Here is an 18,067-nt window from a genome sequence, read left to right as displayed (position 1 = left end):
ATTTTAAATTTAGCAACTTTCCAATAAAAATATAATAATGCTTTTAATTTTTATGAAAATCTTAACGTAATTTTGCAATTATGCAAGTTGAGAAGATAATTATGGGAATCGATCCGGGAACATCCATTATGGGTTTCGGGATCATCTCCGTGAAAGGCGGGAAAATGGAGTTGATCGTGATGCACGAATTGGTCTTGAAGAAATATGAAAACCACGAGACCAAACTAAAAGTTATTTTCGATAAGACCTTAGCGTTGATCGATGAATATCATCCAGACGAAACAGCTCTGGAAGCGCCTTTCTTTGGAAAGAATGTCCAAAGTATGCTGAAACTTGGACGCGCTCAAGGAGTCGCAATTGCCGCCAGTCTTCACAGAAATATTCCCATCACCGAATATTCTCCGAAAAAAGTAAAAATGGCCATCACCGGAAACGGAAATGCCAGCAAGGAACAAGTGGCTGGAATGCTTCAAAATCTTTTGAAACTGAAAGAATTTCCTACGAAATATCTTGATGCATCTGATGGTTTGGCGGTTGCTGTTTGTCATCATTTCAATTCTGGCACCATTTCTACTGACAAATCTTATTCTGGCTGGGACAGCTTTTTGAAACAGAATCCTGACCGTGTTAAATAGTTGATAGTTGATAGTTGATAGTTGATAGTTGATAGTTGATAGTTGATAGTTGATAGTTGATAGTTGATAGTTGATAGTTGATAGTTGCAAAATTAATTTCTACTCTTGGATCTTTTACCTTTTTTCTTGTCTCTTATCCTTTGATTTTTGTCTCTTGATTTTCTATCTTTGAATCGATGAATAATTCTCTTTTTGAAATCGTAGAACACACCAACCGTAGCATTTTTCTCACAGGAAAAGCAGGAACTGGGAAGACTACATTTCTAAACGACTTTGTAAAAAAAACCAAGAAAAAACACATTGTAGTTGCGCCAACAGGGATTGCGGCCATCAATGCTGGTGGCGTTACGATCCATTCGATGTTTGGATTGCCACTTAGAACTTTTCTCCCGACGACAGAAAGAATCGACCAAAATCTAGGAAACAACATTCCGGATCTGATGGTCCATTTCAAATACCGAAAAGACAAACTAAAACTCCTTCGCGAAATCGAAATCATCATTATCGATGAAGCCTCGATGTTGCGCGCGGATGTTTTGGATATGATGGATTTTTCACTGAGACACGTTCGCAGGAATCAGCAGAAATTTGGTGGCGTTCAGATGTTATTTATCGGCGACCTTTACCAGTTGCCTCCGGTTGTGAGAGATGAACATATTCTTGGAATGTATTATCCATCGCCTTTTTTCTTTCACGCCAAAGCTTTGGAAAGTAGTAATTTCATCACGCTAGAGCTGACCAAAGTTTACCGACAAACCGATGAACATTTTCTTGAGATCCTCAACGCCATCCGAGACGGAATTACCGGAGACATCGACTTCGAAACGTTGAACGAGAGATATCAACCAGACTTCGACCCAAAAGATGAAGCGTATGTCTATCTCTGTTCGCACAACAAAATGGCGGACGACATCAATCAAAAAAAAATAAAGGAACTCGGCGGAAGAGCACATTCCTACACAGCCGATGTGAAAGGTGATTTCAAGGAAACACAATACCCAAATGATGAAGTTTTGGAATTGAAGATCGGAGCACAGATCATGTTTATTCGAAATGACACTTCGCCTGACAAAAAATATTACAACGGAAAACTTGCTCAAATCTCTTACCTAGATGAAGACGAAATCTCTGTAATCCTAGACGGAAGCGAAGAAGAGATCACTTTGAAAGCAGAAACCTGGGAACAGAAAAAATATTCTCTGGATGATGAAAAGAACATCAAAGAAGAAGTCTTGGGAAGTTTCAAACAGTTTCCGATTCGCTTGGCTTGGGCGGTAACGATTCATAAAAGTCAAGGTTTGACCTTTGATAGATTGATCATTGATGCTGGGAAAAGTTTTGCTTCCGGACAGGTTTATGTGGCACTTTCGCGTTGCAGAACTTTGGAAGGCATTGTCCTAAAATCTAAAATCACGCCCGAAGTGATCTTCAGTGACAAACGGGTTTCGAAGTTTCAGGACGAGACGCACGCCAATTCGAAAATTGAGGAAATCCTAAATTCTGAAAAGTACGATTACAGCATTCAAAAAGTCATTAGAAGAATCGATTGTGTTTGGTTCGTTTCCGCCTTGGAAAGCTGGATGGTGATGACCCGAAGTAGCAAATCCATTGATAAGGACCAATCGCAAAAGCTTTACATCACTTTAAAATCCGAAATCGAAAATCTGACGTCTATCTTCCAGAAATTTGAAAGAATATTGCTTCAGAAAACCCAAAAATTTCTGAAAGGTGAAGAGGAATGGCGAGAAGTTGAGGTCAAAGCAAAAGGTGCGGTCAATTTCTTTTTCTCGAATGTGAAGGAGAAGGTTTTCTCTCCGCTTAAAGATTTTTATTCCGAAACCAAAGGCGTGAAAGGTTTGAAAGCTTTCAACGAGGATTTTCGCGTTTGGCTGGATGACTTGGAGGAATATTTGAAAGATCTGAAAGACGTTCATCTTTTGGAAACACCTTTGTTCGACAAGGAAAAAGATGCTGTGATCTCGATGTCTATCAATAAAGTTCCGACGCACGTTTTGACCTATCAATTGTTCCAGGACGGAAAAACCATTTCTGAAATTGCGAGAGAACGAGGTTTGGTAAACTCTACTATTTTTGGGCATTTATCTAAATATGCTGAGCAGAATTTGCTAGATAAAAATGACTTATTGAGAATCTATCCAAAGGAAAAAGTAAATGCTTTCGAAAAGGTTTTCAAGCAAAGTCCAGAGGAGAACATCAATGATTGGAAAGCGGCCTTGCCTGCAGATTTTGATTATGGTGAGATCCGATTGATCTGGAATTACTATTTGAATTTGAAGTAGTTTTTTATAGCAAAGTCGCCAGTAAATTTCAATATAAAAAAAGAAAGTCGCAAAGTTGAATTTGCGACTTTTATATTTGTGCAGAAAAGAATTCTCCGCCTTTGCGTTAATTACTTTTTTGAATTAATTGATCAATTCAAATCTTGCATATTCTGCGATTTTCTTTGGCAATTTAATCCCGTCTTCTGTTTGATTATTTTCTAACAAAGCGGCCATAATTCTTGGCAAAGCCATTGCAGAACCGTTTAGTGTGTGAACCAATTGCGATTTTCCATCTGCCTTGTAACGGCATTTCAACCGGTTGGCCTGGAAAGTTTCGAAGTTAGAAACAGAACTTACTTCCAGCCATTTTTCCTGCGCTGCGCTCCAAACTTCGAAGTCGTAAGTCATTGCCGATGCAAAACCTGTATCTCCACCGCAAAGTCTTAGGATTCTGTAAGGCAATTCCAAATCTTCCAAAATGGATTTGATATGTTCTACCATTTCTTCCAAAACAGCATAAGAATTTTCTGGTTTCTCGATTCTTACAATTTCCACTTTCTCGAATTGGTGAAGTCTGTTCAAGCCTCTCACGTGCGCGCCATAACTTCCCGCTTCTCTTCTGTAGCATTGAGAAAACGCTGTATTCTTGATTGGCAGATCTTTCTCATCCAACAAAACATCGCGGTAAAGATTCGTCACCGGAACTTCCGCTGTTGGAATTAAATATAGATCATCTGCATTGATGTAATACATTTGTCCTTCTTTATCGGGCAATTGTCCAGTTCCATAGCCGGAAGCTTCGTTCACCACGTGTGGCGGATTCACTTCCAGATAGCCTGCATCAACGTTCTTATCCAAGAAATATTGAACCAACGCTCTCTGTAATCTCGCACCTTTCCCAAAATAAACAGGGAAACCAGCACCAGCGATTTTAACACCCAATTCAAAGTCTATCAAATTGTATTTTTTTGCCAATTCCCAGTGTGGAATCGCACCTTCACCAAGACCTTCAACTGTTGTTGATTCGTAAATGATCTCGTTATCATCAGCAGAAACACCTGCTACGACTTTCTCGTAAGGTACATTTGGGATCTGATAAAGAATGGTGATCAAGGCTTTCTCGGCTTCAGCAAGTTGCGATTGTAATTCTTTGCTGGAATCTTTGTATTGCGAAGTTTTGGATTTTGCCGTTTCAGCTTCCTCTTTTTTCCCTTCTTTCATCAAGATTCCGATCTCTTTCGAAATTTTGTTCATTTCGGAAAGTTGTGAGTCTAGCTCAAACTGCAGTTTTTTTCTTTCGTCGTCAGCATTGATGGCTGCATCGACCAAATCTAATTCCTTGAAGCTTCTTTTCTTCAAGCCTTCCAAAACGCGCTCTTTGTTCTCGCGCAAAAAATTAACCTGTAACATAGTTTGGTTGTTGGTTGATAGTTATTGGTTGTCAGAAATTCGTTTTTTTAATTTTCAAACTCTGACTATGATTGCAAATTTAGGGATTTTATTTCACGATCTTGACAATGTTTGCCTTGCCCTGAACTTTTGTGAATTTCAATTCACCATTATACCAAAGTTTTGAGATCTGAAAAAGTGACGGTGTTGATTTATATTCGATTTCGATCGTATCGTCATCATTTACCACTACTTCATTAATTGTTCGCGGTAATCTGATGATAAATCTGGAATAATATGTCTGTTCGTTATCATTACTCAGAGAATCAATTTTAATCCTAGCTGCTCCCGCCGGATAATCCATGTAAACCAATGTGTCTGCATCCTTTGGAAAGGTAGCTCCGGAAATAATCTGCAAATCTTTCTCTCCCAAAAGATCCAGCAAAGCCGGTGTGGAGTACGATCCTTCAATGTTGGAATTGAACAAATCCTGTCCGGTAGCAGCACTCGTCATATAAAGTTTTAGAACCTGATCGATAGTCTGAGTTTCTTCCTCGTCTCTTTGACAAGAAAAAAGCAACATTATGGCTGATATAAGTATGGAAAATCTGAGTTTCATCTTTGCAAAGATAAAATTCTTTCACGACAATTTTCTGTAGTGGGACAAGAATCCAATCATTAATAAAATTCCTGTCGTAAATAAAGTTGCAGACTGTGCAATCGCCATTCCTTCGACTCCAAATTTCGGGACTAGAAAAAGAGAAAGTATCCCTAAAATCAACAAGGCAGAAGCAGAAACGACCGTATTGTACGCCATCTTCCCAACTGCCGAAAGAAGATTTCCGTATAGATTTCTCATCAGCATATTGAGAAGAAAAGCTGCCGTAAGAATAAGGAACGGCGATTCGATTCCCTCGTATTTTTCTCCAAAAAATAAGGTGACAATAAAATCATTAAGAAAGTAAAAAGAAATAAAGATCAAGCTGCAAAGCGGAATGAATATTTTGTAATAATTTGATATATAATATTTTAAGAAATTTTTGTCATTATGATTTTTCGCCAATTCAGGAAAATCACTTTGCATAAAAGTAAGGGCAATGAAAGTCAAATTTGCAGGAATCAAGATCGCTGTTTTGTAATCTGCAACCGCTGATTCACTCATCAGAAAACTGATCAGAATAATATCCAGAGAGAATAAAGTGTCACTCAAAACAGCAGTTCCGGCCGTAAATAGCCCGTATCGCCAAATCTCTTTTTTTGAAAAACTAAATGATTCTTTTTTTTGTGAAAAATCAATATTTCTGTACCAAAACAATGCGACAAAAGGCATTATGGTAATTGCTGCCAAATATCCTAATAGCCCAAAAAAATACGTTAAAACAAGTGTCGAAACTAATCCAGAAATGTTGACAACATTATTCAGTCTCGCAAATTCCTTGTTTTTTCCATTGATGCGCAATTGTGACTGGATGTGATTATAGAAAAAAAATCCAACCAGCCGGATAGCGAAAGCCAAAAACAGAATGATTATCTTTTTAAAATTGTCAAGATAAAATAGAGATGAGAGCAGAAATATCAAACTTAAGATGATCTGATAATAAAAACCCTGTTTCCAGAGATAAACAGACAGTGCGTTTTTTTCTTCCGCCATCTTGGCAATGGAACCGTACCTCAACAAAACCTGCTGGCTCCCAAATCCGCTAAATGCCATAAAAACAGCAGACAACGCTGCGACAATACTTACCAAACCAAAATCATTTTCCGGTAATAATCTGATAATTGCAACTGAAGTTACGAACCCGCAAATCTTCGCAATAAGCAGCGACCCAAAGACAAAATGACCTTTGTTTTTGAAAAAATTTCTGATAAAATCCGACAGATTTCCCACTAACTGAAATATAACTTAAAAATAGCCAAAATATTGACAGCCTGACTCTTTTGATAGAAATCCTTCTGTGAAAAAAGAAATTGTACATCAGCCTGGAGGTCCTTGTAATTCTCCAAGCGCCAAATATTTTCGTTGAAATAGGTTTCATAATAATCCTGAATGTCCTTAGAATTATAGTAATAAAACTCATAAGGATACATACTGGTACGCTCGGTTTGCTTGGTAATTTTGGCGTTCCAAAGCTTTGAAACACGCTTGATTACCTTTGGACCGAATGTATTTTTCCATTGGGCATTTGGCCTCATTCCCGTTTTCTCCCAGACATAATCAGCTCCATTTGGCATACATTGATTCAGCCATTCGAGATATAATTTTTGATTGATTTTCCATTTTTCAGGAAGACTGATTGCAAATGCCAGCATCGTTTTCGACATAAAAGGAGACGTCTGGTAGCCATATTGCTGGATAACCTGCGCTCCCAAAACTGTTCTGTTGTAAGCTACATTTCTTAGGTAGAACAATTCTTCTGATTCGTAATCGTTTCGAATTTTGTCGAAGTCTGATTTTACTTTCGGAAGGAATTTCCTGTTGACAACAATTTTGAACTCGCCAGGCTTTTGTCTGTACGGAACTGTATTGAAACCACCTAAAATGCCGTCGCCAATAGAGCCGCTGTGGACAATTTTAAAATTGAAATCAGTCAAATTTTCAAAGGCATATTGAACGTGAATCCCACCAGTGTACAAGCCGCAGCCTTCTGACAACTCTGTCAGTTTATCAATATATTTAAGATAAATTCCGCCGTCTAAAGACTGGAATTTATAATTAATTTCATAATCTTTTGCAATCTGTCTGGAGATCGTTTCATCCAGATATTCCGATTGAGAAAAACAAAAAGCCTCATCTGGCTTGTGACCAAGTTTATCGGCGTACAAAAGTCCCATTCTGCTGTCCAGTCCGCCACTTAGCAAAGTAAAATGTTGGGAATTGAGTTCATCGTCTTTCTCATATTCCAATCTGATATTCTCTGAAAATATATCATTCAGATCCCGAACCGCCATTTCTTTGGAGCCTTGGAAATAAGCGATTTGGTCCAGATCAAAATATTTTTTCTCGGTAATATTATGAGTTTTCAGATCAATTTCGATGTAATGTCCGTCCAGTATTTTGAATACATTTTCAATGGGCGTTTCATTCTCAAGCATATTTCCAAATGCCAATAATTTATAAAGATTGTTGATATTTGGAGCAGTAGAAATTTGATTTTCTCTAATCGAATTATTCAATCGAACCAAATGAGAATCGATAAAAATTTGTCCATTTTGCTTAGAATAAAAAACGCGCTGTGTAGAGGTAGGATTGGTAAAAACAAAAATTTTATGTTCTAATTTATCCCAAATATATCCACGAAATTCTCCGTCCAATTCCTTAATAGAAGCAATTTTACTTTCACGATAAAGCTTGTCAAAAAGTGTCGGGAAATCTGAAACGGTATAACTTTTTAAAAGTTTTTTTTTATTTAGAATTACACCTTCAACAGCAATTTCCAGGCTGTCATTTTTTAATAAAAACGAATCGTAATCATCAGCGTAAAACACCGATGACTCAATATTATTTTCAGAAATATGAATTTGGAAACCCTGCATCAGCTTAAAACTTCATTATAAATATCTGAAAACTGCCGGCAGATGCTTTCTTTAGAAAAATGATCTACAACAAATTGTCTCAGAACTTCTGGTTTTTCAATATTCATTTTGTGATTTAGAAAATTTTCCATCGATTGGTATAGTTCTGTTTCATTGGCCTTTTCAATCAATATTCCCAGACCTGGTTTTACAAACTCGGGAACACCGCCAACTGCGGTTGCAATGACGGGTTTTCCACACGCGTATGATTCCAGGATGACGCAACCTTGTGTTTCGTTGTCACTGAAAAGAATAAAACAATCAGAAGTCTGCATTTTTTCCGCCACTTCGGAATACGAGATTTCATCAAAAACTGAAATATAGCTTTCAGCATTCAATTTTTTCACGAGATTATTAAGCGTTTTGGTATCGCCGTCACCACCAATTTCCAGCGACACATTGTAACCGCTTTGTTTTAGTTTATGAACGGTTTCAATGATCTGATTTGGACGTTTTCTCGGAATTAAGCTGGAAACATGAAGAAATTTCGCTGTCGGATTTTCAGGATTTGGTTTAATTGTAAAAACATCTGTATTGACCACATTCGAAATCACTTTCATTGGCGTTTTGATTCCGATAGCTTGCAGACTTTCAAGTAGATTTTCACTTACTGGCAGAATATAACCTGCGTTTTTTGCTATCAATTTTGCAATTCGCTTGATATTTGCAGAAGTTTTATCGAGATTTTGTTTTTGCAAAGCTGTCCAATGTTCGGTTACCACAAAAGGAATTTTAAATTTCTTCTTCAGATAAACAGCAAACAGCATATTGTTGTGAAGTACATTGGCATGAACCAGATTTGGTTTCTGCATTTTCGCAAATCCCATTTTATAAGCCTTCATTCTTCGTAAGAAATTCTGGATCGGATTTTTAGAATTTTTATAATAAATAATGAGAGTCCTGATTCCGTTGATCACTTTATCATCGAAAACAAAGGTTTCAGTTTGATTAAAATCCCCGATTGTATGAAGAATTTCTACATCATGTTTCAAAGCAACAGCTTCTGCGTGGCGTTGCACAAAATTACCATTTGTAGGTTCGAGTTTATTCGGAAACCAAGAAGAAATAAAAAGTATTTTCAAAGTTTTGTTACTATAATCCTTACAAAGATAAAATTTATAAAAGAAACGCTTCTATCTAAGATAAAACTTTGAAAGAAGAGAGTTATTTTGTAATTTAACTATTTTAAATTTTTATTATTTTGAATGATCTTGATGAATTAGACATTTTAACTTCAAAATTTCTTCTGAATCACTAAAATATCAAATATGTTATTTGAAACATTATCAATTCTTTCGGCGGTCATTATCATCTTAGATAGTGATGATAAAAAGATTTCTTTTTCTAATTGTTTATATTTGCGCGAGTACGGACAATTTCGCCTATAAATTAATTTTTTACAATTTTATTGAATCTATTTGAAAATAAAATTAGCAAATGAATATATCTTTTAATAATAGTGATTATAAAATACCTATGATTTCATTTTTTGTGATTTTATATATTTTTGTTTCTTTTATTTCCTCCAACATAATTATTGATGATTCTTATATAACCTTCAAGTATGCAAAAAATTTTGCTGAATATTTTAAACCCTGGTATAATTTGGATCCTACATTCCAAGGTAATGGGCAAACCAGCATTATTTGGATGTGGATTTTGGCTTTTTTTAATTTTTTGGGAATAAAATCGGAGCACATATTTCTTCCGATTAATCTTATAGCGGGCAGTTTTCTTATTGTCAAACTGTTGCAGCATCTAAGATTTGCGAAAAACAACGTGTTCTTAAATTTCTTTAATTTTTCAATTACCTTATTCTTTATTTTTTGGCTGTATTTGAATTCTGCACATGGTCTAGAAAGTGTTTTTGCAGCACTTATCCTGTATTTATTTATTAAAAACTGGGATCAAACTCTAAATTATTATGCTTTACTATTGCCTTTAATAAGACCGGAATTTATAATCTTTCTTCTATTTTGGAACCTGGATAGTCGTTTTTTTTCATCAGATTTTTATAAAAAAACACTCATATCGATTTTTACAGTATTACTTTTTGCTCTGTACTACGTCATTTTTTTTGATTACTACGTGTTACTGCCGTTAATTTACAAATCACATCTTACGAATTACAGCGTTTCTAAAATTTCTGTTTATTGTGGCCTTTTGCTTATCTTTATTCCAATATCAATAGAGTTAGCACGCAGGAAAAAGTTTTTGTCTCTGGTTCCCTTACATATTCTTATTTTTTACTACACCAATAATGTTGAAAGCTACTCTTCGGGCATCTTTTCAAGGTATTACTTTCCTTTGATGTGTTTCTATTTAGTTTTTGATTTTAATCCTGAAAACTTCCGAACTCTCGGTAAAAAAGTTCCCCTGTTTTTAAACGTATTACTTCTTATCGTTTTTCTCAGAATGGTAAAATTATCTCTTAATTTTTATCAACAGAAGAAACAGATTGAAATAGAAAATGTTGGCTATTATGGTGCATACCAAAAGCTAGTTAAGATTTTGCACCTAAGCGATAAGGTTAGCATAATCGACGCGGGGTTTACTGCATATTTCTCAGACGCAATGTGCTATGATGGAGCAGGTCTGAATGATGCTACAATGCTGCTTACAAGAAAAAAAAATGACTCCAGTGCATACAGAAATTACATTATTGGACGAAAAATAAATGTCATAACAGTTTGCTCAACATCTGGGAATTATTTTGAAGCACGTTCAAAACCAGAACAGTTCATTTACAACGCACTTAATTTAAAAAAATATCCCATTCATAAAATTTATGAAATGGATAAAGGCTTCTATCTTTTTGTATATAATTTTGACGGAGGATATGGTAGAAATTAAAAATTTATTTTATAGAAAATGCCCAACTTCTGCTGAAAGGCTGTATAAAATGACTCAAGAAATCAAGGTAAGTGTTCTTGGAAAAATCGAAAACCTCAATGTCTTTTGACAGTTCGCCGCTTCTGATTTTACTTTTGAAATCCGAAAGTTTCAAAGTTTTGACTTCACCGTTTTCTATAAAACTGGCTTTCATTCTGTCAAATAATCCAAGATCAAATTGTGAGTCCAGTTCTCTCATCACTTTGCCCAAAGCATCGATGCTGCAGCCGGAAGCCGCTTCTTTTTCTTCATCTACACAAATGATAATGAATTGATTTTTTTCAATCTTAAAAGATGAGGACAATTCTTTTCCGTGAGCAGCCCAATCACCTAAGAAATCGTATAATTTCTCAGCAATTGTTTTACTTTCTTTTGCTGTAAAAGGTCTTGAAGCTGGATATATAATGACGCGATAGTCGCTTGTTTCTACAATATTTGATTCCTCGATTTTCATAACAGGATTATTTAAAGTATAAAATTACGGATTTTTATCGAATTCTGTAAAAACGAAAAACCCAGAATGTATCCGGGTTTGTATTTTTAAAAGTATATATAAATTAAAGATCCTCAGCTTCTGCCAAAAGCTCTACAATATCTTTAACTTCTACTTCTGTATTTTTGTTAAAATGCTTCACACCATCGGTCATCATAGTGTTACAGAAAGGACAACCTGTCGCAATTATTTTCGGTTCAAACGAGAGCGCTTCTTCTGTTCTCTCTACATTGATGTCTTTGTTTCCTTTTTCAGGCTCTTTGAACATTTGCGCGCCGCCAGCTCCACAACACAGTCCGTTGGTTTTGCAGCGTTTCATTTCTACAAGTTCTGCATCCAGTTTTTCGAGGAGCATTCTTGGCGCTTCGTACTCGTCATTCCCTCTTCCGAGATAACAAGGATCGTGGAACGTGATTTTTTTCCCTTTGAAACTTCCACCTTCTATTTTCAGTCGGCCTTCATTCATCAGGTCTTTTAGGAATTGTGTGTGGTGAAGGACTTCATAATTGCCACCTAAGCTTGGATATTCATTTTTTAAAGTGTTGAAACAGTGCGGGCAAGCCGTCACAATTTTTTTGACTTCGTAAGCATTCAGAACTTCAATGTTGGTCAGAGCCATCATTTGGAAAACAAATTCGTTTCCGGCACGTTTTGCAGGATCGCCTGTGCAGGATTCTTCCTGACCAAGAACAGCGAATTCTACTCCAATTTTATTCAGGATTTTGCAGAATGCTTTGGTTATTTTTTTGGCTCTGTCATCGAAACTTCCGGCGCAGCCAACCCAGAAAAGAACTTCAGGAGATTTGCCTTCAGCAGCGTAATCTGCCATTGTTTTTATAGTGAAATCCATTTTTATAATTTACCAATTAATCAATGTAACAGTTTAACAATTAGATTAATGATTGCTACATTGGTAGATTATTACATTGTTACATTAATTATCTTTCGCCCAATTCAAACGATCAGCCTGATTGTACTGCCAAGGTGCTGCATTATTCTCAACATTGGTCATCATCAGATTCAATTCTTGTGGCGCTGCGGATTGTTCCATTACCAAAAATCTTCTCATTTCGAAGATTATAGATAGAGGATCAATAAGAACCGGGCAAGCTTCTACACAAGCATTACAAGTGGTACAAGCCCAAAGTTCTTCTTTGGTAATATAATCGTTGACCAGTTTTTTACCATCATCAACGAATTTTCCGCCGTTCTTGTTGATGTTTTTTCCAACCTCTTCCAAACGGTCTCTGGTTTTCATCATTATTAATCTTGGAGATAATTTTTTCCCTGTGATATTTGCAGGACAAACTGAAGTACAACGTCCACATTCTGTACAGGAATAGGCACTCATCAATTGATGTTGATTAAGATCAAAAATATCTTCTGCGCCAAATTTGGATGGAATTTCTGCCTCGCCTTCTGCCGGAGCGGCGTAAGGATCTGCATTTGGATCCATCATCAATTTGATTTCTTTGGTAACAGAATCCAAATTATTGAATTTCCCTTTCTCTTCAAGATTCGAAAACCAAGTATTCGGAAAAGCTAATATAATATGAAGATGTTTTGAATAATAAAGGTAATTCATAAAGAACAAAATCCCGACAAAGTGAAACCACCAAGCCGATTGCTCTACGATATGAAGTGTTTCTACACTGAAGTTTTGAAAGAATGGAAAAATGTTTTTTGAGATTGGAAAATTACCACCAAAACGATTGGCATCAGCATAATAATCTGCGCCATTCATTGTGAAAAAAGCCACCATTAAAGCAAACTCAATAATCAAAATCCAATTGGCATCGTTCTTTGGCCAGCCGAAAAGTTCCTTCATCGTCAGTCTTTTCACACCGTAGAAATTTCTTCTGATGAAAAATACCACGACTGCAATTACAACCAACAAAGCAAGAACTTCCAAAGTAGATGTGAAAAATGCATAGAAAGATGCTCCTAAAATACCTTGTAAGAAGCGGTGCGTTCCGAAAATTCCATCTATGATAATTTCCAAAACTTCGATATTGATAATGACAAAACCAACATAAACAAAAATGTGCAAAATTCCCGCAATCGGGCGTTTTACCATTTTGCTCTGTCCCAGCGCAACACGAGACATAATTGCCCAGCGTTCAGCTTTCCTGTCTGTTCTGTTGATCTCTCTCCCTAATTTGATATTGCGATAGATTTCTTTCAGACTTTTAAAAAACAGTCCGAAACCAGCAATTAAAAGAATCAGGAAAATAGCATTATCAATGTATTGCATAAATTACTTTTTGTCTGCGTTTTTACCAAAAACTGAGAAATTCACGTATCTCTTAGGGTTGACTTTGAAGTCTTCCACCAACTCATTAAGATTCTTCGAAGTCTTAGTTAGATTGTTGTAAAGCTCTTCATCTTTCGCCAATTTACCAAGAGAACCTTCACCGTTTTGTATGCCGGAAATAACGTTATTCAGTTTCCCAGCCGTTTGGTTGAACTGGTCAATTGTACCATTCAATTTATCGATATCTACACGTTCTGCGACGCCGCCAAATTTATCCAGCGTTTTGTTTGCGGTCAGCATTGCTGCATTTGCATTGGCGACAACTTCGTGCAGGCCTTTTTCATTATTGGCCAAAATTGAATTCGTTCTGTCAGACGCACCTTTGAAAGATTCAATGGTTCTGTTAAGGTTTGATAGCAACAATTTGATTTCTCGTCTGTTTTGCTCGTCAACAATTTTATTGGTGCTTGCAAGCGTTGAATCCAGTTTCAAAAGGACATTTGACAATTGATCTTTCACCGGTTTTACTTGAGAAGACAACGAGTTCAGCATTGATAACTGATAGTTTCCTTTCAAAGTATCGCCGTCTTTTGCAGTATCGCCGCCATAGAACAAATTGATCTTCATTTCTTTTCCGGACATTAATCCTGGTTCAAAGATCTCAACGGTTGAATTTCTGGAAAATTCGAAGGTATCGTCAATGGTAAGTTTAACCACGAAATGCAGCTTGCCATCCTTTGTTGTAATTGGTTTGATCTCATCGACCTGACCGACTTTCAATCCATTGATAGAAACCGGATTGGAAACAGAAAGCCCTTCTACATTATCATATTTTGCATAGAAAACATTGTCTGTCGTGAAAAGATTTTTCCCCTTCATAAATTGATACAGTACAACGAAACCTATAATGGCAAAAATGGCGATGAGCCCTGTTTTTAATTCTTTACTTAACTTCACGTTTGTAGATTTTACTAATTAGCAAATATAATGAATATTGGAATTATAATGGATATAAATAAAAAACAACAAAAGCGACAATTATGCCGCTTTCGTTGATTGTAAAATATTTTGAAATTATTGTTGAGGATTCTTGTCCCAAACTTCAATTCTGTAATCTTTGATTTTTGCATTATCCTGAAGACTCTTCAAGAATGCACCTGTGAACTGCTGAGAATTCTGCTGATTGATAGACTCCGTGATTTGTTTGATATCACCTGGCAATTTATTAGTTGTCACAGATTTTTTAACAACCAAATAAATACCTGTCATCCCTTCAATTGGTTGGGATAATTTATTAACTGCAACACCGAATGCCGCTCCGGCAACTTTAGGTTCCATGGCTCCATTCACAGAAGGATTGAAAACGTTAACTGCAGCGCTTGCTTTAGTTGTACCAAGTGCTTTTGCAGCCTGATCTAGAGAAGCATATTTTCCAGCGTTGATTTTCTCAAGGATTTTCTTAGCAAGAACTTTATTCTTCACGATTGGCTCGATTTGATCTCTAACTGTTTCCGGATCGGCAAGACCTTCATCCTGTTTTCCAACTACATAAGCCACGATTCTGTCACCAGTTCCTTCTACTGTGAAGATGTCTGTATCGCCGATTTCTCTTTTCTTATCAAATGCCCAAGCGATCACGTCTCCATCTTTGTCTGATCCAATTCCCGGAAGTGTTCCCTGGAATCTTCCAACAGTTTTAGGATTGTCGAATCTGTATTTGTTTTTCTCAGCTAAGTTTTTAAACTGGTTAAAACTTTTCCCCTGCGTCTGCTGAATAAATCTTGTAGCCTGAGTCAAAACTTGATTTTCAGTTTTGTCAGAAGCTTTGATATTTTTAGCTAAGTGCGCCATTTTATAAGTCATTGCACCGCTTTTCTTATCTTCAACATTGATGATATGGTAACCGAAAGCTGTTTCCTGCAATCCTGTAGTACCTTTTGCATTGTTTGCCAAGAAACTCAAATATCCTGGAGCAAACTGGCTTGTAGGCGTTGTCCAGCCCACACTTCCGTTTCTTTCAACAGCGTTTGGTTCGTCAGACAATTTTAGTCCTTCAGCAAACTTTGCCGGATCAGCCTTGATCACTGCCAATAAACTGTCTGCGGTTTTCTTTGCTGCTTCTTTAGTTCTTGTTGCTGTAGATCTTTCAGCACCTTTATAAGCAATTAAGATATGTTTTGACAATGTAGAATCAGAAGCTTTTTTATCCAATAATTTCGAAACTACGTAAAGTGACTGTTCTTTGTAAGGTCCAAAAGTCTGTCCGATAGCTGCAGTTGCAACCTTATCTTTCAACTCAGCTGGCAATTGAGTTGGGCTTACATACTGAGGAATAAAAGGAACATCAGAATTAAGTTCTACAAACATAGAATCATTCGTAGTGTTCTGGAAATTTTCTGCACCGTTGGAAGCGTCAGTTCCTTTAAGGAAAAGTTTATTGATTTCGTTTAAAGTTGCTGCATCATCAGAAGCACTTGGCGCTGCAGGGAAATAAGCATAAGCAATATTTCTGCTCGCTGTAGCTTTGAATCTTGTCGGATGTAATTTGATGTAATCTGCAAGATCCTGAGTGGTTACTTTTACATTATTCTTTTTAGAGAACTCCAAGTAATCAACTTTTACAAAATCGATGTTTGCCATCTCATCACGGAATTTTACCATCAACTCAGCTTCTTTTTTGCTGGTTGTGATACCGGAAGTGATGTTTCCGAAAAGCATTCTCGCCATCATTCTGTACTCGATTGCTTTTTTATTTTTCAGCCAAAAAGTATAATTTTCCGGATTCATAGACTGAGATTTTTCGATCTCACCTTTGATCTCTTTTAGTTTAAAGTTTCCTTTCTCATCAAAATACTGTTGATTCTGAGCGAAGATTGGATCATACTGCAATTGGCTCCAGAAAGTTTCATCTGAAAGAGTCAATCCTGTTTTTTCAAATTGTTGTTTGATCAATTTGGACTGCACAAGAATCTGCCAAGCCTGCTCTTCCAAACCTTTCGTCGGCTGACCTTGCTGCTGAGCCTGCTGTTGCATGATGAACAACTGATCGTTGAACTCGTCTCTTGTAATATCCTCGCCATTGACTTTTCCAAACACGTTTGGATTCTTTGCAAACATTTTGTCAAAGGTATCTGCGTTGAAAAGAAATGCTAACAATCCCAAAGCTATTACGCCTAACAGAAGCCATGATCTTTTTCTAATTTCGCCTAAAATTGCCATTTTATAGTATGTATTTATAATAGTGTGCGAAAATACATATTTTTAACAGAATAGGAAAATAATTTACAGACAATTGCAAATGTGAAAGATAAAATAAAAAAAACCTCTGAAAATTAGAGGTTTTGGAACTATTTGTCATTTTTTTTATCGAGCATCTTGTCCCGCATTTTCCCTTCCGTTTGGAAAAGCGTTAAAACTTGTTGCGGTGTCAGTATTTTCAGGAATTTATCTGCATAGGTTCTTCGGTTATTCAGAAGCTGTTGTCCTACGTCAAAACTTTGGTTTAATCGCTTTGTAGCTTCATCATCAGAAAGATTGTCGAGATTCTTATCAACGTGGAATTTTTCTTTAATCTGCTTCTGATTGCTCTGATATTCTGCATACATCGTTTTGAATTCATCCTGTTTTTCTTTTGGAATATCAAGATCATCAATCACAATATTTTCTTTCATATTTTGAAGAAAAACAGTGCGGTCTTTTACAGACATATTGCTTACTGCCTGTTTTCTTTCCTTCATATTCATCGACTGCCATTCGGAGGTTCTCGGAATAGATTGTTGCCTTTGCATTGTTCCCGAAGGAGACAAGGAGTTTGCAGAACCACTTCTGAATGAAGGTGTTGATGTACTATTTCTGCCAGCTGTATTTCCGGAATTTCGCTGCTGACCTTTTGCGGTATGTGCGGAGGAAAATCCGGCAATCAAAATCATTAATAAGAATTTATTCATTTTATTGATTTTTAATTTAATTATACAAGTCAAGATACACGTCTTGTTCACTGTTTCTGTCAATATCTTTCAACTGATCAGGAGTGAAAGCGGCCAGCACTTTTTCCACATCCATTTTTGATCCTGTTTTTGTCGCAACAGCATAATCCTGTCTATCAGTCATATTTCTATCGGAAGAAACCTCTGTTTTAGATTTCGAAACTGCAAGAGTCTGATTTGTTTTCAGATGTTTTGGCTTCGAAATTTCATTTTGAGTTTCTTCTGAAATCGCATTTTCTGCCAACAGATCTACAGAAGGTTTTTCAACAGACTTTTCAATTTCATAAACACTGTCTACAATTGGCGCTTGCTGAGCCATAGAAACTTCCGGATTGCTGTTAAGACTAAAAAATGCCGTAATTCCACCAATCAAAATTACTGCCGCTGCAGCCATCCATTTGAAATCAAGAGCAAAAACTTTCGTTTCTTTTTTCGCAACCACCGGATTTTGCCCGACGGTTTTAGCAATGACATTCGCCTGCATTTGTTTGAAAAAATCCTCCGAAGGTTCCGGATAAGGCGTTTTTCTGTTTAATTTTTCTATATCGATTTGCATAACTTTA

15 protein-coding genes are annotated in these 18,067 nt (G+C 36.5%); 3 read left to right on the top strand and 12 right to left on the bottom strand.

Annotated features, from left to right (window positions below; genetic code table 11):
• The first annotated feature begins 80 nt into the window (after positions 1 to 80).
• Complete coding sequence (gene ruvC, locus LUD75_RS17815) at positions 81 to 635, top strand: crossover junction endodeoxyribonuclease RuvC (protein WP_034974054.1); 555 nt, start codon at positions 81 to 83, stop codon at positions 633 to 635.
• A gap of 176 nt (positions 636 to 811) precedes the next feature.
• Positions 812 to 2,935 (top strand): helix-turn-helix domain-containing protein, encoded by a 2,124-nt coding sequence (locus LUD75_RS17810; RefSeq protein ID WP_232707158.1) that lies wholly within the window; start codon positions 812 to 814, stop codon positions 2,933 to 2,935.
• A gap of 123 nt (positions 2,936 to 3,058) precedes the next feature.
• On the opposite strand, the gene serS is transcribed toward LUD75_RS17810, so the two are convergent.
• From serS to LUD75_RS17785, 5 genes are all read right to left on the bottom strand, one after another.
• Positions 3,059 to 4,327 carry a serine--tRNA ligase gene (gene serS, locus LUD75_RS17805; protein WP_232707157.1) on the bottom strand — a complete coding sequence of 423 codons (1,269 nt, stop codon included), beginning with the start codon at positions 4,325 to 4,327 and terminating at the stop codon, positions 3,059 to 3,061.
• Between the two features lie 88 nt (positions 4,328 to 4,415).
• The gene (locus LUD75_RS17800) at positions 4,416 to 4,925 is read right to left on the bottom strand and encodes a hypothetical protein (protein WP_232707156.1); all 510 of its coding nucleotides are present in this window, start codon (positions 4,923 to 4,925) and stop codon (positions 4,416 to 4,418) included.
• Positions 4,926 to 4,946: 21 nt separating this feature from the next.
• Positions 4,947 to 6,194: an oligosaccharide flippase family protein gene (locus LUD75_RS17795; RefSeq protein ID WP_232707155.1), complete on the bottom strand. Its 1,248-nt coding sequence runs from the start codon at positions 6,192 to 6,194 to the stop codon at positions 4,947 to 4,949.
• Complete coding sequence (locus LUD75_RS17790; RefSeq protein ID WP_232707154.1) at positions 6,194 to 7,840, bottom strand: hypothetical protein; 1,647 nt, start codon at positions 7,838 to 7,840, stop codon at positions 6,194 to 6,196. Before LUD75_RS17790 ends, LUD75_RS17795 begins: the two co-directional genes overlap by 1 nt.
• Positions 7,840 to 8,961: a glycosyltransferase family 4 protein gene (locus tag LUD75_RS17785; RefSeq protein WP_232707153.1), complete on the bottom strand. Its 1,122-nt coding sequence runs from the start codon at positions 8,959 to 8,961 to the stop codon at positions 7,840 to 7,842. The genes LUD75_RS17790 and LUD75_RS17785 overlap by 1 nt, the downstream gene beginning before the upstream one ends.
• A 355-nt stretch (positions 8,962 to 9,316) precedes the next feature.
• Here LUD75_RS17785 and LUD75_RS17780 point away from each other — a divergent pair, with 355 nt between their 5' ends.
• Positions 9,317 to 10,732 carry a hypothetical protein gene (locus LUD75_RS17780; RefSeq protein ID WP_232707152.1) on the top strand — a complete coding sequence of 472 codons (1,416 nt, stop codon included), beginning with the start codon at positions 9,317 to 9,319 and terminating at the stop codon, positions 10,730 to 10,732.
• A gap of 4 nt (positions 10,733 to 10,736) precedes the next feature.
• On the opposite strand, the gene LUD75_RS17775 is transcribed toward LUD75_RS17780, so the two are convergent.
• From LUD75_RS17775 to LUD75_RS17745, 7 genes are all read right to left on the bottom strand, one after another.
• Entirely contained in the window at positions 10,737 to 11,225 is a 489-nt protein-coding gene (locus LUD75_RS17775) for a hypothetical protein (RefSeq protein ID WP_232707151.1), read from the bottom strand.
• 103 nt (positions 11,226 to 11,328) lie between these two features.
• Entirely contained in the window at positions 11,329 to 12,114 is a 786-nt protein-coding gene (locus tag LUD75_RS17770) for a (Fe-S)-binding protein (protein ID WP_232707150.1), read from the bottom strand.
• Between the two features lie 84 nt (positions 12,115 to 12,198).
• The gene (locus LUD75_RS17765) at positions 12,199 to 13,518 is read right to left on the bottom strand and encodes a 4Fe-4S dicluster domain-containing protein (RefSeq protein ID WP_232707149.1); all 1,320 of its coding nucleotides are present in this window, start codon (positions 13,516 to 13,518) and stop codon (positions 12,199 to 12,201) included.
• Positions 13,519 to 13,521: 3 nt separating this feature from the next.
• On the bottom strand, positions 13,522 to 14,475 hold the full coding sequence (locus tag LUD75_RS17760; RefSeq protein ID WP_232707148.1) for an MlaD family protein: 954 nt from the start codon (positions 14,473 to 14,475) through the stop codon (positions 13,522 to 13,524).
• A gap of 117 nt (positions 14,476 to 14,592) precedes the next feature.
• Positions 14,593 to 16,737, bottom strand: coding sequence for a peptidylprolyl isomerase (locus LUD75_RS17755; RefSeq protein ID WP_232707147.1), 2,145 nt, complete (start codon positions 16,735 to 16,737; stop codon positions 14,593 to 14,595).
• Between the two features lie 128 nt (positions 16,738 to 16,865).
• Positions 16,866 to 17,465, bottom strand: coding sequence for a hypothetical protein (locus tag LUD75_RS17750; RefSeq protein WP_232707146.1), 600 nt, complete (start codon positions 17,463 to 17,465; stop codon positions 16,866 to 16,868).
• A 16-nt stretch (positions 17,466 to 17,481) separates the two neighbouring features.
• Positions 17,482 to 18,060, bottom strand: a complete 579-nt coding sequence (locus LUD75_RS17745) for a hypothetical protein (protein WP_232707145.1) — start codon at positions 18,058 to 18,060, stop codon at positions 17,482 to 17,484.
• Positions 18,061 to 18,067 lie beyond the last annotated feature (7 nt).

The organism is Epilithonimonas sp. JDS, from assembly GCF_021261315.1.
GTDB lineage: Bacteria > Bacteroidota > Bacteroidia > Flavobacteriales > Weeksellaceae > Epilithonimonas.
This window is presented reverse-complemented; position numbering and strand designations above follow the sequence as displayed.